The organism is Bradyrhizobium sp. LA2.1, assembly GCF_040547725.1.
GTDB classification, from domain to species: domain Bacteria; phylum Pseudomonadota; class Alphaproteobacteria; order Rhizobiales; family Xanthobacteraceae; genus Bradyrhizobium; species Bradyrhizobium barranii.
Genome location: NZ_JBEPQI010000005.1, coordinates 318,624 through 341,342, shown reverse-complemented (window position 1 = coordinate 341,342; position 22,719 = coordinate 318,624). Strand labels below are relative to the sequence as shown.

Sequence of the window (22,719 nt, the reverse complement as noted above, 5' to 3'; positions counted from 1 at the left end):
AGGTTCCCGACAAGGGAAACGGGCTCCTGCTTTCTTGTCAATGGCATCACCGTGAACAAGACAATTCAAACTGTCGAGAGTGCCGCAGCCGGCGGCGCTTTCCTCATCGAAGATATCTATCCCTCGATCGACAGCGGCCGTTTCGCCGTGAAGCGGATTGCAGGCGAACGGGTCGACGTCTGGGCCGACATCTATCGCGACGGCGGCGCGGTGATCGGTGCTGCGCTGATCTGGCGAGGAGAACAGGACCGGGAATGGCGGAGCGAGCCGATGATCCATCACGGCAATGACCGCTGGTCCGGCGCGTTCACCCCCGTCGAGCCCGGCCAATATGTCTATGCGATCGAAGCATGGACCGACGAATTCGCCACCTGGTCGCACGGGGTCGAGCGCAAGCGGCGCGCCGGCGCGGACGTCAGCCTCGACGCGATCGAGGGCGCCGGCCTCCTGACCAAGGCACATGGCGCCCGGCAGGACGCCGCGGCGGTCATCGTGAAGCAATGCGAGGACTATCTTCAGACCGGCGATGTCGGCTCGCTGCTGGCAGCCGATCTCGGCGCGGCCATGGCTGAGAGCCAGTCGCGGCCCGACCTGACCCGCTCGCAGAACTTCCCGCTGATCGTCGACCGCGACAGAGCGCGCTTCGGCGGCTGGTATCAGATGATGCCGCGCAGCCAGAGCCAGAGCCCCGGCCAGCATGGCACGCTCCGTGACTGCATCGCGCGCGTGCCCGACATCGCCGCGATGGGATTTGACGTGCTCTACTTCACGCCCATCCACCCCATTGGCCGCACCCGCCGCAAGGGCCGCAACAATGCGCCGGTGGCGACCGAAGGCGATCCCGGCTCGCCCTATGCGATCGGCACGACCGAGGGCGGGCACGATGCACTGCATCCCGAGCTCGGCACGATCGAGGATTTCCGCGCGCTGGTCGCGACCTGTCTCGAATACGGCCTCGAGCTCGCGCTCGACTTCGCCGTGCAATGCTCGCCGGACCATCCCTGGCTGAGGCAGCATCCGGAATGGTTCAAATGGCGGCCGGACCGCTCGGTGCGGACTGCGGATGATCCCTATTCGGACATCGTCATCCCCGATTTCGCCTCCGTCGACCGGGCCGGGCTGTGGAACGCGTTTCGCGATGCCATGCTGTTCTGGATCGACCACGGCGTCACCATCTTCGCCATCGACAATCACGACACCGCGCCGCTGCCGTTCTGGGAGTGGCTGATCAGCGACATCCGCCGCCGCCATCCCGAGGTGATCCTGTTCTCCAAGACCTTTGCACGGCCGAAGCTGATGAAGGGCCTCGCCAAGCTCGGCTTTGCACAGTCCTTCAGCCATTTCCCCTGGCGCACGGCGAAGTGGGAGCTGGAGCAATATCTGGGCGAGCTGACCCGCTATCCCGAGCGCGATTTCTATCGGGCGAACCTGTTCGTGAGCACGCCCGACCTGCTGCCCTATCATCTGCAGGGCGGCGAGCCCTGGGCGTTCAAGTCGCGGGTCGCGCTGGCCGCGACGCTGTCCGGCAGTTATGGCATCTACAGCGGGTTCGAGCTGCTGGAGCATGACGCGATTCCCGGCCACGAAGAATATCTCGATTCCGAGAAATACCAGATCAAGCCGCGCGACTGGGACCGGCCCGGCAACGTCAAGCCCTACATCGCCGCGCTCAACCGCATCCGCAACGATAACGCCGCGCTTCAGCAAACGGAGAATCTGCGCTTCCTCGGCGTCGAGGATGACGAGACGATCGCCTTTGCCAAGGAGGCGGCCGGTCCAGCCAACACCGTCGTCGCGGTCATCGCCCTCTCGGGCCATGTCCGCGAAGTCTGGTTGCCGCTGGGCGACCTCACCATCGACGTCGGCGGCGCACGCCGCCACGTCACTGCACTCGAAAATCTCATCACAGGCGAACTGTCCCGCATCGAATGGGGCGGGATCAGATTATATATCGATCCCGACCGCGACCCGGCGCTGCTGTTCCGCTGCCTGGCGTAAGGATCACGCCATGAATGTTTTGTCTTCCGTCGACACCCAAAAAGCCGAGGCAGCCGAGATCGTGGATGAACTCTGGTACAAGGACGCCATCATCTACCAGCTCCACGTCAAGGCGTTTGCCGACAGCAACCATGACGGCATCGGCGATTTCGCCGGACTGACCGAGAAGCTGCCCTATCTCCAGGAGCTCGGCGTCACCGCGCTGTGGCTGCTGCCGTTCTATCCATCGCCCGGGCGCGACGACGGCTACGACATCGCCGACTACGGCTCGGTCAATCCCGATTTCGGGACGATGAAGGACTTCAAGCGCTTCATCCAGGAAGCGCAGAAGCGCGGCCTGCGCGTCATCACCGAGCTCGTCGTCAATCACACCTCCGACCAGCACAAATGGTTCAAGCGCGCGCGCCGCAGCCATCCGGGCTCGAGCGCCCGCAACTGGTATGTCTGGAGCGACACCGACCAGAAATACCAGGGCACGCGGATCATCTTCACCGACACCGAGAAGTCGAACTGGACCTGGGACCACGAAGCCGGGGCGTTCTACTGGCATCGCTTCTTCTCGCACCAGCCGGACCTCAATTTCGACAATCCGCGCGTGGTCAGCGCCCTGATCCAGGTCATGAAGCGCTGGCTGGATGCCGGCGTCGACGGATTCCGCCTCGACGCCATCCCCTATCTCTGCGAACGCGACGGCACCAACAACGAGAACCTCCCCGAGACGCATGCCATCATCAAGCGCCTGCGCCAGGAACTGGACTCCTACTCCAAGGGCAAGCTGCTACTGGCTGAGGCCAATCAATGGCCGGAGGACGTGCAGGAATATTTCGGCCGCGGCGACGAGTGCCACATGGCCTACCACTTCCCGCTGATGCCGCGCATCTACATGGCGATCGCGCAGGAAGACCGCTTTCCGATCACCGACATCTTGCGCCAGACGCCGGACATTCCCGCAAGCTGCCAATGGGCGTTGTTCCTGCGCAACCATGACGAGCTGACGCTGGAGATGGTCACCGACGTCGAGCGCGACTATCTCTGGACCACCTACGCCAACGATCCCCGCGCCCGCATCAATGTCGGCATCCGCCGGCGCCTCGCGCCGCTGATGGACAATGACCGCCGCAAGATCGAGCTGATGAACTCGCTGCTGCTTTCCTTTCCCGGCACGCCGATCATCTATTACGGCGACGAGATCGGCATGGGCGACAACATCTATCTCGGCGACCGCAACGGCGTGCGCACGCCGATGCAGTGGAGCCCGGATCGCAATGGCGGCTTCTCCCGCTGCGATCCGGCCCGCCTCTATGCGCCGCTGATCATGGACCCCGTCTACGGCTACGAGTCGGTCAACGTGGAGGCGCAGTCGCGCAGCCTGTCCTCGCTGCTCAGCGCCACCAAGCGCCTGATCTCGGTGCGCAAATCGACCCTCGCCTTCGGCCGCGGCACCATGACCTTCATCCGCCCGGCCAACCGCGCCGTGCTGGCCTATGTCCGGCAGTACAACGACGAGGTGATCCTGTGCGTCGCCAACCTCTCGCGCGCAGCCCAGGCGACCGAGCTCGATCTGTCGCCGTGGAAGGACCGCATTCCGCAGGAGATGCTCGGACGCACGCGTTTTCCGCCGATCGGCGAAGTGCCCTACATGATCACGCTGGGGCCTTACGGCTTCTACTGGTTCCAGCTCACCGAGCGCAACAAGTCCGAGCCGGTGACGCCGCGCGCGGTGCCTGAGTTCGAGACGCTGGTGGTGCCGGTCAATTCGACCTGGGTGTCGCTGGCGCGCGAGCGCGGCGTGTTCGAGCATGAGGTGCTGCCAGGCTTCCTGTCGCGCACGCGCTGGTATCCCGAGCAAGATCCCAAGCAGATCAAGCCGACGCTGACCTCGGCGGTGCCGTTCTGCGACATCGGTGACAACAGGCCCTGGATCGCGGTCTTCGAAACCCCGCAACAGGATGCCACGGCGCGCTACGTGCTGCCGATGCAGATCGAATGGGTGCGCTTCGACCGCGAACGCTTCAACCCGAAGGCGCTCGCCGCCGTGCGTCAGGGCGCGCGCGAAGGTACCTTGCTCGACGTTGCGACCGAGCAGATCTTCATCGGCCTGTTCCTGCGCAATCTGTCGCAGAACCTGGTGGTGGAAGAGAACAATCTGCGCCTGGAGTTCAAGGCGACCAGCCGGTTCGCCGATTACATCATCAAGGAGCCCGAGCGCATCCGCGCCATCGAGCAGTCGAACAGCACGGCGCTGGTCGACAACCAGTACGTCGCCAAGATCTATCGCCAGCTCGAAGGCGGCATCAATCCCGAGATCGAGATTGGCTCCTACCTCACCGACGTCGCGCACTTTGCCAATACGCCGGCGCTGCTCGGCAGCGTCGAACTGGTCGAAGGCGACAGAAGCAGCGCGGTCGGCGTGCTGCACGCCTATGTCGAGAACCAGGGCGACGGCTGGGCCGTCACCACGGGTTATCTCGACCGCTATATCGACGAGCAGCGGTTGGCGCCGATGAGCGAAGCGCCCCGAGAGACCCAGGAGCAGGCGCCTTATCTGCACTTCATGGCGCAGATCGGCCGGCGGCTCGCCGAGCTGCACGTGGCTCTCGCCGCCGCAAGGCCCGACGATCTCGCGCCGGAGCCGATCGACCCCGCGCAGGTCGAGCGCTGGGCATCCGAGCTCAAGGCACGAGCCGAGCGGATCTTCGAACGGCTGGCCGACAGCCGCGACGGCCTGCGCGAGACCGACCGGCCTCTGATCGACCAGCTCGTCGCGGTGCGCGCGACCCTGCCCGACCACCTCAATGCGCTCTTGCCATCCGACATCGGCGGGTTGAACATCCGTCATCATGGCGACTTCCGCCTCGGGCAAATTCTGATCGTGAAGGACGATATCTTCATCATCGACTTCGACGGCGATCCGCGTCTGCCGCTGGCCGACAAGCGGCGCAAGGCACCTGCCGCACGCGACGTCGCCGGCCTGATCCGCTCGATTGAGCTTTCGGTTAACACAGCGCTCGGCCGCGCGCTGACGGGCGCATCCGACGAGCAGGACCGGCTCGCGACCGCACTCGGCGAATGGCGCGAACGCGCCGCCGCGACATTCCTTAACGCTTACCGCGAAGCCATGACCGATCGCCGGCTGTGGCCGGAAGATCGGCAATCCGCGGAAGGCCTGTTAAGGTTTTTCCTGCTTGATCAAGCCTTCGACGAAGTAGAGTACGAGCTGTCCCACCGGCCTGAGGGGCTCCGCGCGCCGCTGACCGGACTGCTTCGCATTCTGTCCAATGAGAGCGAAGCCCATGCCTAAACTGCCAGCCGAGGCCTACGCGATCATCGAGGGCCGCCACTCCGACCCCTTCCATTATCTCGGGATGCATCCCGAGGGCGGCAAGAGCGTGGTGCGCGCGTTCCTCCCCGAGGCCACCAATGTCGAAGCGGTGGGTGAACATGGCGAGGTGGCGAAGCTCGATCGCGTCCACGATTCGGGCCTGTTCATCGGCGCCCTGCCGAACGGCTCGAAGCGCTATCAGCTCCGCGCCAGGTTCGGCGACAACATCGTCGAGTTCGAGGACGCCTATCGCTTCCCGCCGATCCTGACCGATTTCGATCTCTATCTGCTCGGCGAAGGCACCCATCAGCGCCTCTACGACAAGCTCGGCGCGCATCCGATGCGGCTCGAAGGCATCGACGGCATCGGCTTCGTCGTGCTGGCGCCGAATGCGCGGCGCGTATCCGTGGTCGGCGATTTCAATTTCTGGGACGCGCGGCGCCATCCGATGCGGGTCCGCGGTGCCGGTTATTGGGAGCTGTTCATCCCGCACGCCAAGGCCGGCGACCACTACAAGTTCGATATCATCGGGCCGCACGGCCATCAGGTGCCGCTGAAGTCCGATCCCATGGCCTTTGCGAGCGAGGTGCGGCCGAAGACGGCTTCCATCGTGTTCGACGAGGCACATCTCGCGCGCCCGCGCCCGGCGCCGGATGGCATCAACGCGCTCTCGGCGCCGATGTCGATCTACGAGGTCCATCTCGGCTCCTGGCGCCGCAAGAACGGCGACGAATGGCTCACCTATCGCGAACTGGCCGAGCAGCTGCCGGCCTATGCCCGCGACATGGGCTTTACCCATCTCGAATTCCTGCCCGTCAGCGAGCATCCGTTCGACGGCTCCTGGGGCTATCAGCCGACCGGCCTCTATGCGCCAACCAGCCGCTTCGGCGGGCCTGAGGATTTTGCCGCGCTGGTCGATGCCTGCCATCGCGAGGGCGTCGGCGTGCTGCTCGACTGGGTGCCCGGCCATTTCCCCGACGATCCGCACGGCCTCGGCAGCTTTGACGGCACCTCGCTCTACGAGCATGCCAATCCGCTCCAGGGCCGCCACCTCGACTGGGGCACGCTGATCTACAATTACGGCCGCACCGAAGTGACGAACTTCCTGGTGTCGAACGCGCTGTTCTGGCTCGAGCGTTACGCGATCGACGGCCTACGCGTCGATGCGGTCGCCTCCATGCTCTATCTCGACTACAGCCGCCCGCCGGGCGCCTGGATTCCGAACCAGTATGGCGGCCGCGAAAACATCGAGGCGATTGCGTTCCTGCGCCGCTTCAACACCGAATTGTTCGCGCGCTTCCCGCAGGCGACCACGGCAGCCGAGGAATCCACCGCGTGGCCGCAGGTCTCGCGCCCGGTCGAATTCGGCGGGCTCGGCTTCGGCTACAAGTGGAACATGGGCTGGATGCACGACACGCTGAACTACATCAGCAAGGATCCGATCCACCGCAAGCATCATCACGGCGATATCCTGTTCGGCCTGCACTACGCTTTCTCGGAGAACTTCATCCTGCCGCTGTCACATGACGAGGTCGTGCACGGCAAACGTTCGATCCTCGGCCGCATGCCCGGCGACGAATGGCAGCGCTTTGCGAATTTGCGCGCCTATTACAGCTTCATGTTCGGCCATCCCGGCAAGAAGCTGTTATTCATGGGCGCGGAACTCGCGCAAAGCCGCGAATGGAATCACGACCAGTCGCTGGACTGGCACCTGCTCGAATACAAGTATCATTCCGGCATCCAGGCGCTGATCCGCGACCTCAACCGGCTCTATCGCGCGGTGCCGGCGCTGCACCAGATGGATTGCGAACAGGGCGGATTCGAATGGCTGATCACGGATGACGCCAACCGCAACGTGTTCGCCTGGCTGCGCAAGGGATTCGACGAGCACGCACGGTGTCTCGTGATCATCAACTTCTCACCCAACGTCTATCGCAACTATCGCGTCCCCGTGCCCTTTGCCGGCAAGTGGAAAGAAGTGTTCAATTCGGACTCCGCCCATTACGGCGGCACCGATGTCGGAAACATCGGCGAGGTTCATGCCGCTGGCGGCAAGGCGCCCGAGCTTCGCCTCACCGTTCCGCCGCTCGCCGCGATCTTCCTCGTTCCGGAAAGCTGACCGATGCGCCTGACTGCCGGATCGCCCGCACGCCTCGGCGCAAGCTGGGACGGACGCGGCACCAATTTCGCGCTGTTCTCCGCCAATGCGCAGAAAGTCGAGCTGTGCCTGTTCGACACGCAAGGAAGGCGTGAGCTCGAGCGTGTCGAGCTGCCCGAGCGGACCGAAGACGTCTGGCACGGCTATCTCAACGACATCTCGCCGGGCCAGCTCTACGGCTATCGCGTGCACGGCCCCTACGAGCCCGAGCACGGCCACCGCTTCAACGCCAACAAGCTGCTGCTCGACCCCTACGCCAAACGGCTCGCCGGGCGGCTGGTCTGGAGCGATGCCCATTTCGCCTATCGCACCGGCTCACCGCGCGAGGACCTCTCGTTCGACCGGCGCGACAACGCGCGCGGCATGCCCAAGGCCGTCGTCGTCGACGAGACCTTCAACTGGGGCCGTCGCGAGATCCGGCCCAACATCCCCTGGGAAGACACCATCATCTACGAGGCCCACGTCAAGGGCCTGACGCAGAAGCGCGACGACGTGCCGCCGAATTTGCGCGGCACCTATGGCGGCCTGTCGTCGCCGGCGATGATCGAGCATTTGAAAACGCTCGGCGTCACCACCGTCGAGCTGCTTCCGATCCACAGCTTCATCGACGACCGCATTCTGGTCGAGAAGAAGCTCGTCAACTACTGGGGCTACAACACGCTGTCCTTCTTTGCGCCCGAACCGCGCTACGCCCAGGACAATGCGCTCGATTCCTTCCGCACCACGGTCGCGCGCCTGCACGATGCCGGCATCGAGGTGATGCTCGACGTCGTCTACAACCACACGGCCGAAGGCAATCACCTCGGTCCGACCCTGTGCTACCGCGGCATCGACAATGCCTCCTATTACTGGCTGAACCGCGAGAACCCGCGCTATTACGACGACTTCACCGGCTGCGGCTCGTCGGTGAACCTCACCCATCCGCGCGTGCTCCAGATGGTGATGGATTCGCTGCGCTACTGGGTCGAGGTCTGCCATGTCGACGGCTTCCGCTTCGACCTCGCGACCACGCTCGCGCGCGGACCGAACGGCTATGATCGCGGCAGCTCGTTCCTGACGGCGATCCGGCAGGACCCGGTGCTGGCGGCGGTCAAGCTCGTCGCCGAACCCTGGGATCTCGGGCTCGGCGGCTACCAGGTCGGCGCATTCCCCTCCCAATGGTCGGAGTGGAACGATCGGTATCGCAGCGCCATGCGCCGCTACTGGAGTGGCGAAGGCAGCCTGATCGGCGACATCTCGAGCCGCATGACGGCCTCATCCGACCTGTTCAACCATGACGGACGGCGGCCGCGCGCCGGCATCAACCACATCACGGTGCATGACGGCTTCACGCTCGCCGACCTCTTCAGCTACAACGAGAAGCACAACGAGGCCAATGGCGAGGACAATCGCGACGGCTCCAGCGACAACCACAGCAACAATTGCGGTGTCGAGGGTCCGACCGACGATCCCGGGATTCTCGGGCTGCGGCGGCAGCTTCGCAAGAACGTGCTGGCCTGCCTGATGCTGGCGCAGGGCGTTCCGCTGATCCTGGCCGGCGACGAGGTCGGCAATTCGCAGTCCGGCAACAACAACGCCTATTGCCAGGACAACGAGGTCGGCTGGGTCGGCTGGGACAATCTCGGCAAGGATGGCGACGACATGGTCGATTTCGTCGCCGGGCTCGCGGAGATCCGCCGCCGCTTCTCGCAGCTTCGCAGCCATCGCTGGCTCGACGGCCGGCCCAAGGACGGCGTCTCCTACGGCGCGCTGTGGTTGACGCCCGCCGGCGACGAGATGACGGAGAACGACTGGAAATTTCCGGAAGGGCGGTTCCTCTCCTATGTGATGGGGCCGATGGAACCGGGGAGCGCCGCGATCTTTATCGTACTGAACGCCGCCCCCGAAGAGATCGCATTCAAATTGCCCAAAATGGCCGAGTACCAGAGCTGGCAGCAGATCCTGAATACCACTGATGCCAGGCCGAACAGTGTTGATCTGCAGCCCGGAAGCGACAGCAAGGCGCCGCCGCGCTCCGTGCTCGCCTTCGCGGGGGCGCTATGAGACCATCGTTCGGGGCGAGGCCGACCAAGGACGGCGTGTCGTTCCGGCTGTGGGCACCCGGTGCTCGCCGAGTCGATCTCCTGCTCGACAGAAGGCACGCGATGCAGCGCCGGCAGGATGGCTGGTATGTCGCCGAGATTGCCGGCCTGCCCGTCGGAAGTCCCTACCAGTTCAGGATCGACGACGAGATCGACGTGCCCGATCCCGCATCCGCCTTCCAGCCGGACGACGTTTTTGGCCCGAGCGAAGTCGTCGATCATGATGCCTTCGCGTGGCGCGCGCGCGATTGGCGCGGACGTCCCTGGGAAGAGACGGTGCTGATCGAGACCCATGTCGGCACCTTCACGCCTGAGGGCACCTACCGCGCCATGATCGACAAGCTCGATCATCTCGTTGCGACCGGAATCACCGCGCTGGAATTGATGCCGGTGGCCGATTTCGCCGGCCGCCGCGGCTGGGGCTATGACGGCGTGCTCTGGTACGCGCCCGACAGTGCCTATGGTCGGCCCGAGGACCTGAAGACACTGATCGACGAGGCGCATCTGCGCGGGCTGATGGTGTTCCTCGACGTCGTCTACAATCATTTCGGCCCCGAGGGGAATTATCTCGGCCGCTATGCGCCGGCCTTCTTCACCGATGCGCATACGCCATGGGGCAGCGCGATCGATTATCGCGTGCCGCAGGTCCGGGCCTTCGCAGTCGAGAACGCGCTGTCCTGGCTCACCGACTACCGCTTCGACGGCCTGAGACTGGATGCCGCCAATCACATCATGGCGATCCCGGGCGAGCAGTCGATGTTGCAGGATCTCAGCGTCGCCGCCGGCGAGCTTGCCAGGGCCACCGGGCGGCACATCCATCTCGTGCTGGAGAACGGCGACAACCGCGCCAGCCTGCTCGATGCTGGGCAGGACCCGCCCAACGGCAAATATCGCGGGCAGTGGAACGACGATTATCACCACGTCTGGCACGTGATGCTGACCGGCGAGTTCGCCGGCTATTACGCCGACTACCAGACGACGCGCATGGATCTTGCGCGCGCGCTCGCGTCGGGCTTCGTCTACCAGGGCGAGATCTCGGAGTTCTGGGGCAAGAAGCCGCGCGGCGAGGCGAGCGGCGAGCTGCCGCCGGCGACCTTCGTCAACTTCCTGCAAAACCACGACCAGATCGGCAATCGCCCGCTGGGCGAGCGGCTCGAGAGCCTGGCATCGCCGCGGCAGATCGAAGCCGCACTCGCGGTGACCCTGCTCGCACCGATGGTGCCGATGCTGTTTCAGGGCGAGGAATGGGGCTCCACGGTGCCCTTCCCGTTCTTCTGCGATTTCCGGGGTGGCCTTGCCGATGCCGTGCGCAAGGGTCGCAAGCAGGAATATGCCTGGGCCTACGAGAAATACGGCGACGAGGTCCCCGATCCGCTCGATCCCAAAACGCTGCAATCGGCCGTGCTGGATTGGACCGGCCACACGCCGGAGCAGGATGCGCGGCTCGCGCTGGTGCGGGAGCTGCTCGCGCTGCGTCACAAGGAGATCGCACCGCGGCTGAAGAGTGCGAAGTTCGGCGATGCCGAGACGGCCGATAGCGGCCTGCTCACCGCGCATTGGCGTATGGGCGACGGCGCGAAGCTGCGCCTGACCGCCAATCTCTCGGACAAGGACATCGCACGTCCCAGCGACGCGACAGGCACGCCGATCTGGGGCTCTGTCAGCGGCGATCGGCTCCCACCCTGGTCGGTGATCTGGCATCTCGGAGGTTAGCATGCCTCCTGCCATTCCTCTTGCGACCTATCGGCTTCAGCTCACCGCGGATTTCGACTTCGACAAGGCCGCCGCGGTCGTGCCTTACCTCAAGGCACTCGGGATCACGCATCTCTACACCTCGCCGGTGATGAAGGCGCGCAAGGGCTCGACCCACGGCTACGACACCGTCGATCACAGCCAGTTCAATCCCGAGCTCGGCGGCGAAGCCGGCTTTGCTCGATTGAGCGATGCACTCACGCAGCACGACCTCGGCCTCATCATCGACTTCGTGCCGAACCATGTCGGCGTGCACTTTGCCGACAATCCCTGGTGGCTCGACGTGTTGGAATGGGGGCAGGCCTCGCCGCATGCGGTTTCCTTCGACATCGACTGGGATCAACTGGCCTATCGCGCCCGGGGCGGCGTGCTGCTGCCGATCCTCGGCTCGCCCTATGGCGAGGCGCTGGAGCGCGGCGACATCGAGCTGCGCTACGATCCCGATGAAGGCAGTTTTTCCGCCTGGTATTTCGAGCATCGCCTGCCGATCGCGCCGGAACGCTATGGCGAAATGCTGCGCGTGATCGTGAAGGAAGCCGACGCCGCCGAGACCGAGGCCGGCAAGCGCCTGCTCGCACTCACGGCCCGCTACACGGGGTTGCGTCGCCCCAACCGCAGGGAAGCACCCGGCTTCAAGGCGGAGCTCAAGGAGATCGCGGGCAGCGCCGACATCATCGAACGCGGCCTCGCTGCCTATCGTTCCGCCAAGGATCGTCCGGCGCAGACGCTGGCGCTGCATCATCTGCTGGAGCGCCAGCACTACAAGCTCGGGCACTGGCGGCTTGCCTCCAGCGACATCAACTATCGCCGCTTCTTCGACGTCAACGGGCTCGCGGGCCTGCGCGTCGAGGACGCGAGCACGTTCGCCGCCACGCACCGGCTGGTGAAGCAGCTCATTGCCGACGGCAAGCTGCAAGGCATCCGCCTCGATCACATCGACGGCCTGCGCGATCCCGCCCAATATTGCCAGCGGCTGCGCCGGCTGGTGCGCGACGCGCAAGGCAACACCAAGCCGTTCTATACCGTGATCGAAAAGATCCTGTGCGAGCACGAGCGCCTGCCGCGTTTTGCCGGCGTTCAGGGCACCACGGGCTATGAGTGGATGAATGTCATCACCCAGGTTCTGGTCGACGCGAAAGGGCTGCAGGCGCTGAACGAGACCTGGCGGCAGATCAGCAACCGCGCGCCACGGCTGGCGCCTTACGTCAAGGACGCCAAGCGGCGCGTGCTGGAGACGCTGCTGACCAGCGAATTCACCGTGCTGACCCGCCTGCTCGCGCGGATCGCCAACGGGCATTACTCGACGCGCGACTTCTCCGCCGACAGCCTGCGCCAAGCGCTCGAATTGTACGTGCTGCACTTCCCGGTCTATCGCACCTATTTGACGCATAGCGGCCCGACTGCCCTGGACCGCAAGCTGATCGACGACACCATCGAGCGGGCCCGCGCGGAATGGTTCGCCGCGGATGAAGGCATCTTCGACTTCCTGCGCGACGCGCTGACCATGGACCTGCTCAAGCCCGGCCGTCCCCCGCACAGCGCCCCGCGGGTGCGCCGCTTCGCGCTGAAGGTGCAGCAGTTCACGGGACCGATGATGGCGAAGTCGCTGGAGGACACCGCGTTCTATCAATTCCACCGGCTGCTCGCCCTGAACGAGGTCGGCGGCGACCCCGCGAGCAACGGCCTCACGGTACCTACCTTCCACGAGGCTATGCGCGCGCGTGCCAACGAATGGCCGCAAGGGATGACGGCGACCGCGACCCACGACACCAAGCGCGGCGAGGACGCGCGCGCGCGCATCGCGGCGCTCAGCGAGATTCCCGGCGAATGGACCAGCGCCGTGGCACGCTGGAAAGTCCTGAACGCGCCGCACCTCGCGCTCGACGGCAATCTGCGCGCGCCGTCGGCGACGTTCGAATACATGCTCTATCAGACCCTGCTCGGCGCCTGGTCGCTTGAGGAGACAGCCGATGCCGGCTTCGTCGAGCGCATCCAGGCCTATGCGCTCAAGGCCGCGCGCGAGGGCAAGGAGGAGACCAGCTGGCTCAACCCGCACGAGGCCTATGAGAACGGCGTCGCGAGCTTCATCGGGAAGATCCTCGATCCAGTACAATCCAGCGAGTTCCTGGACGCGCTGCAAATCCTGGTACGCCGCGTTGCGCTGCTCGGCGCCTTGAACTCGCTGAGCCAGCTCACGCTCAAGGCGACGCTGCCCGGCGTGCCGGACTTCTACCAAGGCACCGAATATTGGGACCTGTCGCTCGTCGATCCCGACAACCGCCGCCCGGTGGACTTTGCCGCACGGCAGACGGCGCTGACATCACTGGAAGCGCCGGACTGGCGCGGGCTGATCAAGACCTGGCCGGACGGCCAGCTCAAGCTGGCCTGGACACATCACCTGCTCAAACTGCGCAACGAACTCGCCGATGTGTTCGCGCAGGGCGAGTATCAGCCGCTACAGGTCCGGGGCGCGCACGCAGACCACGTCATCGCCTTTGTCCGCCGACACGGCCGCACGGCCGCGATCGTCGTGGTCGGGCGCCAGTTTGCGCCGTTCACGCAAGAGGGCCGACAATGGCCCGCGTTCGAGGGCGTTGACGCGACGATCGACATCACCGGTTACACCGGGCCGGGCTTTGCCGGCAATCAATTGCCGCTCGCGCAAGCCTTCCGGGATATTCCCGCTGCGGTCATCGAAGCACGCGCCGCAAGCACGGCGAGACCCAGGCAACAGCGCGCTCGTAGCTGACGGCTACTTGCCCCCGTCCTTGGTCAGCAGCAGCTGCCCGCGCTTGCGGATGGTCGCCTGCGCCATCTCGGCGAAGCGCTGCAACAGCCACGGCAGCACCACCTCAACCTTGACGTGGTCGTCGGCGACATCGACCTGACCGCTCGCGATCTGCCCGAGCGCGCGGATGCGAAAATTCATGCTGTCGCCGTTCCAGCGCTCCTCCTCGACCTGCATCACGGGAATGCTGGCTGCGGCGCGGCCGAGCCCGGTCTTAAGCCGGCGCACGGCTTCCTCGCGGCCGAGACGATGCGGAATGGAGACGACAAGCGGTGCTGACATGGCGCTGCCCTGTGGTGACTGATCCTTACATAGTCATGCCGCCTGGACTGGCAAAGGTTCCATGCAAGTTCGCCCCGTTCGCCGTGTTTCATCGTCGGAACTATAGAACCTGCGGCAAGTTGCCCTCGCACCACGGGACAGGTGCAAACGACCCTTTCAACAAAGGGCTGGAGGAGACTAGCATGTCTATCGGTACGATCATTCTGATCATTTTGGTCATCGCGCTGCTCGGCGGCTTCAGCGGCATCGGCGGCGGCCCGTTCTACGGCACCGGCTATTACGGCGGCGGCGGCCTCGGGCTCGTCATCGTCATCCTGCTGATCTTGCTGTTGCTCGGACGGATCTAGCGCAAGGAGCTGTAGCGGCCTCGTAGGGTGGGCAAAGGCGCAACGCGCCGTGCCCACCTCTTCGCCGCAATAAGAAAGCTGGTGGGCACGCTTCGCTTTGCCCACCCTACTTCTTCTTCCCCGCGAGCTTCTTCGCTGCCGCAGTGATCGATGTGGCCGCGTCGTCATAGCCATCCCAGGCTTTCGAGCGCGCCAGCAGACCCGGTACCGTCCGCACCGTGTACCGCTTCGGATCGAGATCGCCCTTCACCTGCGCCCATGTCACGGGCATCGACACGGTCGCGCCATCGCGCGCACGGGGCGACAGCGGGGCTACCGCCGTCGACAGGCGGTCGTTGCGCAAATAATCCAGGAAGATCTTTCCGTTGCGCAGCTTCTTCGACATGTTGAGCAGATAGCGCTCGGGATCGTCGTCGGCCATCCACTGGCAAACGCCTTGCGCGAACGCCTTGGCCTCCTTCCAGCTCACCTTGTCGCGCGCGCCGTGGAGCAGCGGCACCACCACGTGCAGGCCCTTGCCGCCGGTGGTCTTGCAAAAGCTCTCCATGCCGACGTCGGTGAGGCGCTGCCGCATCTCCTTGGCGGCGTCCACGACATCGGCGAATTTGACGTCCGGCGCGGGATCGAGATCGAACACCAGCCGGCCCGGCGTATCGTAGGCGTCCGGGGCACAATTCCAAGGATGCAACTCGACGCCGCCGATCTGCGCGACCGCGGCAAGCCCCTCGACGCGATCGATCTGCAGGTACGGCTTGCGATCGCCCGAGACCTTCGCGAGCTCCAGCAGGTTCGACGTGCCCTGCATGGCATGGCGCTGGAAGAATTTTTCGCCGCCGATGCCATCCGGCGCGCGCACGATCGAACAGGGCCGGCCCTTGATGTGCTCGATCATCCAGGCGCCGACGGCCTCAAAATAGCGCGCGAGATCGAGCTTTGTCACGCCCTCGCCGTCGCCGCCATCCGGCCACAGCTCCTTGTCCGGCTTCGAGATGACGACACCCATCACCTCGGCCGTGCCGGCCTCCTTCCGCTTGCCTGCCTTCGGCACGGCACGCTTCCTGGCCGAGGGCTTTGCGAGTTCGGTATCAGCGGGTGTTTCCGCCTCGACCTCCTCGGCCGGCTTGTCCTGCCGCAGACCCTTGAAGGCGGCCTGCCGGATATTGCCGTCGGCGGTGAAGCCGGCGAACTCGATCTCGGCGACGAGCTCCGGCTTCAGCCAGTGCACGTCGCGCGTCTTTTTCGGCGCGTTCTTGCCGCCGAAGGGGCTTTGCCTGGCCTCCATGGCCTTCAAGGACGGCATGATGCGCTTGACCGCGTCCGCGCCGAAGCCGGTGCCGACCATGCCGACGAAGGCAAGATGATCGCCGCGGTGCACGCCGGCCATCAGCGAGCGGAATTTGCCGTTGGTGGTCTTCCAGCCGCCGATCACGACCTCATGGCCGGCGCGGCATTTGGCCTTGGTCCAGCTTTCCGTTCGCCCCGACCGGTAAGGCGCATCGAGCTTCTTCGACACCACGCCTTCGAGCTCGAGCTTGCAGGCCGATTGCAGCACGGCATCGCCGCTGCTCTCGAAATGCTCGACATAGCGGATTTGGCTCGATTTCCTCTTGCCTGCGTCCAGGACTTGCCTGAGGCGGTCCTTGCGCTCGCCGAGTGGCAGGCGCCGGCAATCGAGCCCCTCGACGAACAGGAGGTCGAACGCAAAGAAGATCAGGTCCTCGGTCTTGCCGTCCGACAGCGCGGCCTGGAGCGAGGAGAAATTCGGCGCGCCGTTGTGATCGAGCGCGACGATCTCGCCGTCAATCATGACGTCGGGAAGCTCGCCCGCCTCCTTCGCGATGGCTGCGAACTTGTCGGTCCAGTCGAGGCCCTTGCGCGTCTTCAGCGTCGCCTCCCCGTCCTCGACGCGGAGCTGGACGCGATAGCCGTCGAACTTGATCTCGTGGCACCAGCCGTCGGCCGCCGGTGGCCGCTCGACCGGGGTGCAGAGCTGCGGCGCGACGAAGTCCGGCATCTCCGCGACTTCTTTCGCGCTTGTCGCGGTCGTCGCTTTCTTCTTTGCGCCCGTCCCGCGCTTCAACGCCGCGCCGGGCGCCGGCCTGACGGTGCGCCCTTTCGGCTCATCGGCACGATTGGACTGCCAGACCGCATCGGCCTTGACCTTGGCACCCTTCGCCAGCATGAACGGTTTTGGCGCGCGACCCTTGCCATCGGCGATCTCTGCCATCGCGCGGCCGGAGGCCACCGACTTGTCCTCGCTGAGAATGTCATCGCTCTCGCTGGCATATTCGTCGCGATGCTTGATCAGGAGCCAGTTGGTGCGCTTGCCCCCGGTGCGGTCATGCCTCATCCGCACCAGCACCCAGCTTCCATGCAGCTTGTCGCCGTGGAGCGTGAACTTGAGGTCGCCCTTTTGGAAGCCACGCTCGGGATCCTCGGACTCCCAGGTGCCGCGGTCCCAGAGCATGACCGTGCCGCCGCCATACTGCCCTTCCGGAATCGTGCCTTCGAAATCGCCATAGTCGAGCGGATGGTCCTCGACCTCGACCGCCAGCCGCTTGTCATGCGGATCGAGCGAGGGTCCCTTGGTCACCGCCCACGACTTGAACACGCCTTCGAACTCGAGCCGCAGATCATAGTGCAGTCGCGTCGCATCGTGCTTCTGGATCACGAAGCGCCGCTGCGCCGATGGCGCCACCGCGGTCTTGCCCGACGGCTCCGGTGTCTTCTCGAAATCGCGTTTCTGTCGGTAGGTGGAGAGTTTTCGCAGCACGACCGGTCCCGCATTCTCTTTCGGCGTTGAAGCCTATCACGGCGGAAGTCCCACCCGGAACCAAAACCCGATGGGGCTGTTGGGGTTCCAAAATGCCTTGAAACGCTGGAGAACGGAATGGCCCCGCGCGCCTATTGGAAGGGAACGTTAAAGCTCTCGCTGGTCAGTTGCCCGGTCGCGCTCTATCCGGCGACCACCGCGGCCGAGAAGACGCGGTTTCACATGATCAACCGCGAGACCGGAAACCGGCTCAAGCAGCAGATGGTGGACTACGAGACCGGTGACGTGGTCGAGAGCGGCCAGAAGGGACGCGGCTACGAGCTGCGCAAGGGCAAATATGTCGAGATCGAGCCGGAGGAGCTCGAGGCGGTCCAGATCGAAAGCAACCACACCATCGACATCGAGAGTTTCGTGCCGAGCGAGGAGATCGACCAGCGCTATCTCAATCATCCCTATTATATCGCGCCCGACGGCAAGGCTGCGGTCGATGCCTTCGCCGTGATCCGCGACGCCATGAAGGACCAGGACCGCGTGGCGCTCGCCAAGATCGTGCTCACCAACCGCGAGCACATCATCGCGATCGAACCGCTCGGCAAGGGCCTGCTCGGTACCACGTTGCGCTTCCCCTATGAGCTGCGCGACGAGGACCAGTTCTTCGACGGCATCAAGAGCCCCAAGATCACCAAGGACATGGTCGAGCTCGCCGGCCACATCCTGCAGACCAAGGCCGCACATTTCGACCCGAGCAAGTTCAAGGATGAGTACGAGACCGCGCTGAAGGCGCTGGTGAAGCGCAAGGCCAGCGGCAAGACAATCGAGCTGCCGGAGCGCGAGGAGCGGCCGAGCAACGTCGTCAGCCTGATGGACGCGCTGAAGCAGAGCCTGAAGGGACGCGGCGGGAAGAAGACGGCGGCGAAGTCGCATGCGCGTCGTGCGACGGGGCGGCAGCGCAGCGCGAAGAAGACGCAGCGCTCGACGGCGCGGCAGAGGAAGGTGGGGTAATTTCGCCGCGCGACCCACTCTCTGCCCTCATGGTGAGGAGGCGCGAAGCGCCGTCTCGAACCATGCAGGCCTCGCTGCCGCAGCCGGGCCTTCATCCTTCGAGACGCGCGTTCCGCGCTCCTCAGGATGAGGATCGAAAGCTAATCTCCCGCCTTCAGCCGGTACCCGATCCCCGTCTCCGTCAGCACATATTGCGGGCGTTCCGGATCGGCTTCGATCTTCTGGCGGAGCTGGCGGACATAGACGCGCAGATATTGTGCGTCAGTGAGCTCGTCCCAGAGCTCCTTGAGCAGGAAACGATGGGTCAGCACCTTGCCGGCGTGCTGCACCAGCACGCGCAAAAGATCGTACTCCTTCGGTGACAGCTTTATCTCGCGCTCGCCGACCTTGACGATACGACGCACGAGATCAACCGAGAGATCGCCCGTGCGGAACACCGGACGCTCGCCCTTGACCTGGAGCTGGTGCCGCAGCGCCGCGCGCAGGCGCGCCAACAGCTCGTCCATGCCGAACGGCTTTGTCAGATAATCGTCGGCGCCGAGATCGAGCGCCTGCACCTTGCCGGCCTCGTCGCCGCGGCTCGACAGCACCACGATCGGCACGCCCTCGTTGCGGCCGCGGATGGTGCGCAGCAATTCGTGGCCTTGGATGTCGGGCAGGCCGAGATCGAGAATGATCAGCGCGGGTTCTTCCGCGAGCTTCTCGAGCGCGGTCTTTCCGTTCGACGCTTCCAGGATCTCGTAGCCTTGCGTCGAGAGTCCCATCCGCAGCAATTTTCGGATTGGCGGCTCGTCGTCGATGACCAGAACCTTGATCGGGGCGGCACTCATGCGGCTGTATCCAATGCGTGGGTCCGTGCCGGAACGGGCAGCCGGATGGTGAGGATCGCGCCGCTGCGGTCGCCGCGGTTGGCGGCCGAGATCGTGCCCTGCATCGCCTCGACGAAGCCGCGGGAGATGGCGAGCCCCAGCCCGGTGCCGGGACGGACATGGTCGCCCTTCTGCACGCGATAGAACTTGTCGAACACGCTCTCGAGCTCGTCAGGCGGAATGCCGCCGCCTTGGTCGGCGATCTCTAGCACAACATGATTCCCCTCGCGCCGGCTGCGGATCGAGATCGTTGTATCGGGCAACGAATATTTCGCGGCATTGTCGAGCAGATTGAACAGCACTTGCTCGAACAGCACGGCATCGAGCTGAAGCATCGGCAGATCGGCGGCCAGCACCAGTTCAACCTTGTGCGCCGTCAATATCTTGCTCGCACGCCGCAGCGCGCTGCCGACGATCTCGCCGAGATCGTGCAGTGCCGCGTTGGGCACGATGGCGCCGGATTCGAGCTTTGTCATGTCGAGCAGATTGGCGATGAAGCGGTTGAGGCGCTCGGACTCGTCGATCACGGTGGCGAGCAGATCGCGCTTCTCGGTGTCGGACAAGGCACCGGCGAGATCGCGCATGGTCGAGGCCGCGCCAAGCACGGAGGCCAGCGGCGTCTTGAGATCGTGCGAGATCGAGGTCAGCAGCGCAGAGCGCAACCGCTCGGATTCGACGGTGCGCTTGACGCGATCCACGTCCTCGACCAGCAGCACGCGCTCGATTGCCAGTGCGCCCTGGTCGACGAGTGCATCGAGCAGCCGGCGCTGGTCGGGGGTCAGCAGCGGACCGGTGCGATCATTGTCGATACCGATGACGCCGATCGGGCCACGCCCGGTGCGCATCGGCAGGAACAGCCGCTTGGCGCCGGGAAGCGTATCCGAGCCGCGGCCGGCGGGACGATCATTGCTCCAGGCCCAATTGGCTGCGGCGAGATCGGCCTGGTCGATCTGGTCCTCGGGCGGATAGCCGGACTTCACCGTGAGCAGCCCCTCCTCCGGCAGCAGCAGGACCACGCGAACCTTCAGCATCAGCGCGGTTTGATAGGCAGTCGCCCAGAGCACGTCGTCGAGCGTGCCGGTGCCCGTGAGCTTGCGGCTGAACGCATAGAGCTGCTCGGTCGTGCGGATGCGGCCGAGCGCGGTGTCTGCCTGCGTGCGCACCCGTCCGGCGACGTTCGACACCACGAACGCGATCAACATGAAAAAGAAGAACGCCGCAACATTGGTCGGGTCGGTAATCGTGAACGTGTAGACCGGCGGCAGGAAGAAGAAGTTGTACGCCAGCGACGCCGCGACGCTCGCAAGGAGCGACGGCCACAACCCGTAGCGAACAGCCACGGCGACAACCGCGGTAAGGAACATCAGGTCGACGTTTTCGATGCCGAAATACGGCTTGATGGCCACCGCTGCGGCAAGGCCGAGCGCGGTGATCCCGAGCGCCTTCAAATAGGGACGTGCATCAAACGCCTCTGCCCGTGCCGCCGTCTGGACCGCCGTCTTCGGCGCCGGCTCGGCCGCGAGCTCATCGCCGGGAATGACGTGAACGCTGATATTGCCGGAACTGCGCACGAGATCATGCACGACGGAGCCGCGCGTCAGTTCGAACCACCGCGAGCGCGTCGATTTCCCGATCACGATCTGGGTGACGTTGTTGCCTTGCGCGAAGTTGATGACGTCGTCGGCGATGCGGCGGCCGACAGCGGGAATGGTCAGCGCTTCACCGCCGAGCGATTCGGCAAGCCGCAACGTATCGGCGAGACGGTCGCGCTCCTCGTCCGAAAGCTGGAGCGACCGCCGGGTCTCGATCGAGATTGCGGTGAATTGCGCATGCAGCCGGTCGGCCAGCCGCTTGGTGTAGCGCACGAGCCCCGCCGCGCGCGGATCCTCGCTGATGCAGACGAGGATGCGCTCGCCCGCGGCCCAGGGGCCGGCGATGGCATTCGCCTGCATGTGATTGAGAAGCTGCTCGTCGACCCGCTCGGCCGTACGCCGCAGCGCCAGCTCGCGCAGCGCGGTCAGATTGCCGGGCGAGAAATAGTGCTCCAGCGCCCGCTCGGCCTGCTTGGGCACATAGACCTTGCCCTCCCGCAGCCGCTGGATCAAATCGTCGGGCGTGAGGTCGATCAGCTCGATCGCATCGGCGCGGTCGAAGACCGAGTCCGGCACGGTCTCGCGCACCCGCACATGGGTGATCTGGGCGACGACGTCGTTCAGGCTCTCGATATGCTGGATGTTGACGGCGGTATAGACGTCGATGCCGTGGGACAGCAGCTCCTCGACGTCGAGATAGCGCTTGGGATGGCGGCTGCCGGCGGCATTGGTATGAGCGAGCTCGTCAACCAGCGCGATCCGAGGGCGGCGCTCGATCACGGCATCGAGGTCCATCTCCTCGACGCTCTGGCCGCGGTAATCGAACCTCTTGCGCGGCACCACCTCGAGCCCGCGCACCAGCGCCTCGGTCTCGGCGCGGCCATGGGTCTCGACAAAGCCGACCACCACGTCGATGCCCGCCTTGCGCCTGGCATGGGCGCTTTGCAGCATCTCGTAGGTCTTGCCGACGCCGGGGGCGGCGCCGACGAAGATCTTCAGCTTGCCGCTCGCGCTCTCCTCCCGGCGCGCGGCTTCAAGCAGCGCCTCAGGGGACGGACGTTGTTCGGGATCGCGGCGCTCTCGGACCATCAGGCCAATATAATCATCCGCCCGCCCGCAGCCTAGACCGCTACTTCGCGGTGGCGCGATCGAGCGCGAGGTTCAGTGCCAGAACGTTAACCCGCGGTTCGCCAATCAGGCCGAGCAAACGGCCCTGGGTGTTGGAGGCCACGAGCTGCTTGACCTGATCGTCCGGCAGATTCCGCGCCTTCGCCACCCGCGGCACCTGAAATTCAGCCGCTTCCGGCGAGATGTCCGGGTCGAGGCCGCTGGCCGAGGTGGTGACCAGGTCGACCGGCACGGCGGCGTTCGGATTTTCAGCCTTCAACTTGTCCACATCCTCCTTGAGCCGGTCGGCCAGCGCCTTGCTGGTCGGGCCAAGGTTGGAGCCGCCCGAGTTGGCCGCGTTGTAGGGCGCCGACACCGTCTTGGTCGAATCATTCGGGTCCGGCGCCAAAGTCGCCGAGAGGCGGCCGTGGAAATATTTGTCCTCCTTGAACTCCTGCCCGATCAGGGCGGAGCCGATCACCTTGCCGTCCCGCTCGATCAGGCTGCCCTGCGCCTGCGAGGGGAAGATCGCACCGGCAATAGCGGTCATTGCGAGCGGATAGGCCAGGCCGGTGATGGCGGTGAGCACCAGCAGCAGGACGATGGCGGGGCGAATTTCTCTGAGCATGTTAGGTCTCCAAATCTTTC

General features: G+C 64.9%; 13 protein-coding genes. 8 read left to right on the top strand and 5 right to left on the bottom strand.

The annotated features are described in order from the left end of the window. Positions 1-51: 51 nt before the first annotated feature. Genes ABIB95_RS11985 through treY form a run of 6 tightly spaced genes read left to right on the top strand, consistent with a single transcriptional unit; the run spans position 52 to position 14,060 of the window. Positions 52-1,998, top strand: coding sequence for a maltotransferase domain-containing protein (locus tag ABIB95_RS11985; RefSeq protein ID WP_354239508.1), 1,947 nt, complete (start codon positions 52-54; stop codon positions 1,996-1,998). Between the two features lie 10 nt (positions 1,999-2,008). Continuing rightward, complete coding sequence (treS, locus tag ABIB95_RS11980) at positions 2,009-5,299, top strand: maltose alpha-D-glucosyltransferase (protein ID WP_354239506.1); 3,291 nt, start codon at positions 2,009-2,011, stop codon at positions 5,297-5,299. Continuing rightward, positions 5,292-7,439 carry a 1,4-alpha-glucan branching protein GlgB gene (gene glgB / locus ABIB95_RS11975; protein ID WP_354239504.1) on the top strand — a complete coding sequence of 716 codons (2,148 nt, stop codon included), beginning with the start codon at positions 5,292-5,294 and terminating at the stop codon, positions 7,437-7,439. Before treS ends, glgB begins: the two co-directional genes overlap by 8 nt. 3 nt (positions 7,440-7,442) lie before the next feature. Continuing rightward, complete coding sequence (gene glgX / locus ABIB95_RS11970) at positions 7,443-9,521, top strand: glycogen debranching protein GlgX (RefSeq protein ID WP_354239502.1); 2,079 nt, start codon at positions 7,443-7,445, stop codon at positions 9,519-9,521. Beyond that, positions 9,518-11,272: a malto-oligosyltrehalose trehalohydrolase gene (gene treZ / locus ABIB95_RS11965; protein ID WP_354239500.1), complete on the top strand. Its 1,755-nt coding sequence runs from the start codon at positions 9,518-9,520 to the stop codon at positions 11,270-11,272. Before glgX ends, treZ begins: the two co-directional genes overlap by 4 nt. 1 nt (position 11,273) lies before the next feature. After that, the gene (gene treY, locus ABIB95_RS11960) at positions 11,274-14,060 is read left to right on the top strand and encodes a malto-oligosyltrehalose synthase (protein ID WP_354239498.1); all 2,787 of its coding nucleotides are present in this window, start codon (positions 11,274-11,276) and stop codon (positions 14,058-14,060) included. 3 nt (positions 14,061-14,063) lie between these two features. On the opposite strand, the gene ABIB95_RS11955 is transcribed toward treY, so the two are convergent. Next, positions 14,064-14,381 carry a polyhydroxyalkanoic acid system family protein gene (locus ABIB95_RS11955; RefSeq protein ID WP_085405235.1) on the bottom strand — a complete coding sequence of 106 codons (318 nt, stop codon included), beginning with the start codon at positions 14,379-14,381 and terminating at the stop codon, positions 14,064-14,066. Between the two features lie 182 nt (positions 14,382-14,563). Between ABIB95_RS11955 and ABIB95_RS11950 the strand changes: the two genes are divergently transcribed. Next, the gene (locus ABIB95_RS11950; protein ID WP_007595743.1) at positions 14,564-14,728 is read left to right on the top strand and encodes a DUF3309 family protein; all 165 of its coding nucleotides are present in this window, start codon (positions 14,564-14,566) and stop codon (positions 14,726-14,728) included. 106 nt (positions 14,729-14,834) lie between these two features. On the opposite strand, the gene ligD is transcribed toward ABIB95_RS11950, so the two are convergent. Beyond that, on the bottom strand, positions 14,835-17,501 hold the full coding sequence (gene ligD / locus ABIB95_RS11945) for a DNA ligase D (protein WP_354239495.1): 2,667 nt from the start codon (positions 17,499-17,501) through the stop codon (positions 14,835-14,837). A gap of 117 nt (positions 17,502-17,618) precedes the next feature. Here ligD and ku point away from each other — a divergent pair, with 117 nt between their 5' ends. Continuing rightward, positions 17,619-18,503 (top strand): non-homologous end joining protein Ku, encoded by an 885-nt coding sequence (gene ku, locus ABIB95_RS11940; protein ID WP_354239493.1) that lies wholly within the window; start codon positions 17,619-17,621, stop codon positions 18,501-18,503. Between the two features lie 140 nt (positions 18,504-18,643). Here ku and ABIB95_RS11935 read toward each other — a convergent pair whose 3' ends face one another. Genes ABIB95_RS11935 through ABIB95_RS11925 form a run of 3 tightly spaced genes read right to left on the bottom strand, consistent with a single transcriptional unit; the run spans position 18,644 to position 22,699 of the window. Further along, a complete protein-coding gene (locus ABIB95_RS11935) occupies positions 18,644-19,333 on the bottom strand; it encodes a response regulator (protein ID WP_028147071.1) in 690 nt (229 codons plus the stop codon). Further along, the gene (locus ABIB95_RS11930; RefSeq protein WP_085405238.1) at positions 19,330-22,053 is read right to left on the bottom strand and encodes a DUF4118 domain-containing protein; all 2,724 of its coding nucleotides are present in this window, start codon (positions 22,051-22,053) and stop codon (positions 19,330-19,332) included. The genes ABIB95_RS11935 and ABIB95_RS11930 overlap by 4 nt, the downstream gene beginning before the upstream one ends. Positions 22,054-22,093: 40 nt before the next feature. Next, positions 22,094-22,699 (bottom strand): K(+)-transporting ATPase subunit C, encoded by a 606-nt coding sequence (locus ABIB95_RS11925; RefSeq protein ID WP_063981392.1) that lies wholly within the window; start codon positions 22,697-22,699, stop codon positions 22,094-22,096. Positions 22,700-22,719 lie beyond the last annotated feature (20 nt).

Coding starts and splice junctions, on each gene's coding strand:
- ABIB95_RS11950 (WP_007595743.1), top strand. CDS start 14,564: ATGTCTATCGGTACGATCATTCTGATCATTTTGGTCATCGCGCTGCTC.
- ABIB95_RS11925 (WP_063981392.1), bottom strand. CDS start 22,699: ATGCTCAGAGAAATTCGCCCCGCCATCGTCCTGCTGCTGGTGCTCACC.
- treZ (WP_354239500.1), top strand. CDS start 9,518: ATGAGACCATCGTTCGGGGCGAGGCCGACCAAGGACGGCGTGTCGTTC.
- ABIB95_RS11930 (WP_085405238.1), bottom strand. CDS start 22,053: ATGGTCCGAGAGCGCCGCGATCCCGAACAACGTCCGTCCCCTGAGGCG.
- treS (WP_354239506.1), top strand. CDS start 2,009: ATGAATGTTTTGTCTTCCGTCGACACCCAAAAAGCCGAGGCAGCCGAG.
- ABIB95_RS11935 (WP_028147071.1), bottom strand. CDS start 19,333: ATGAGTGCCGCCCCGATCAAGGTTCTGGTCATCGACGACGAGCCGCCA.
- ku (WP_354239493.1), top strand. CDS start 17,619: ATGGCCCCGCGCGCCTATTGGAAGGGAACGTTAAAGCTCTCGCTGGTC.
- glgB (WP_354239504.1), top strand. CDS start 5,292: ATGCCTAAACTGCCAGCCGAGGCCTACGCGATCATCGAGGGCCGCCAC.
- treY (WP_354239498.1), top strand. CDS start 11,274: ATGCCTCCTGCCATTCCTCTTGCGACCTATCGGCTTCAGCTCACCGCG.
- glgX (WP_354239502.1), top strand. CDS start 7,443: ATGCGCCTGACTGCCGGATCGCCCGCACGCCTCGGCGCAAGCTGGGAC.
- ABIB95_RS11955 (WP_085405235.1), bottom strand. CDS start 14,381: ATGTCAGCACCGCTTGTCGTCTCCATTCCGCATCGTCTCGGCCGCGAG.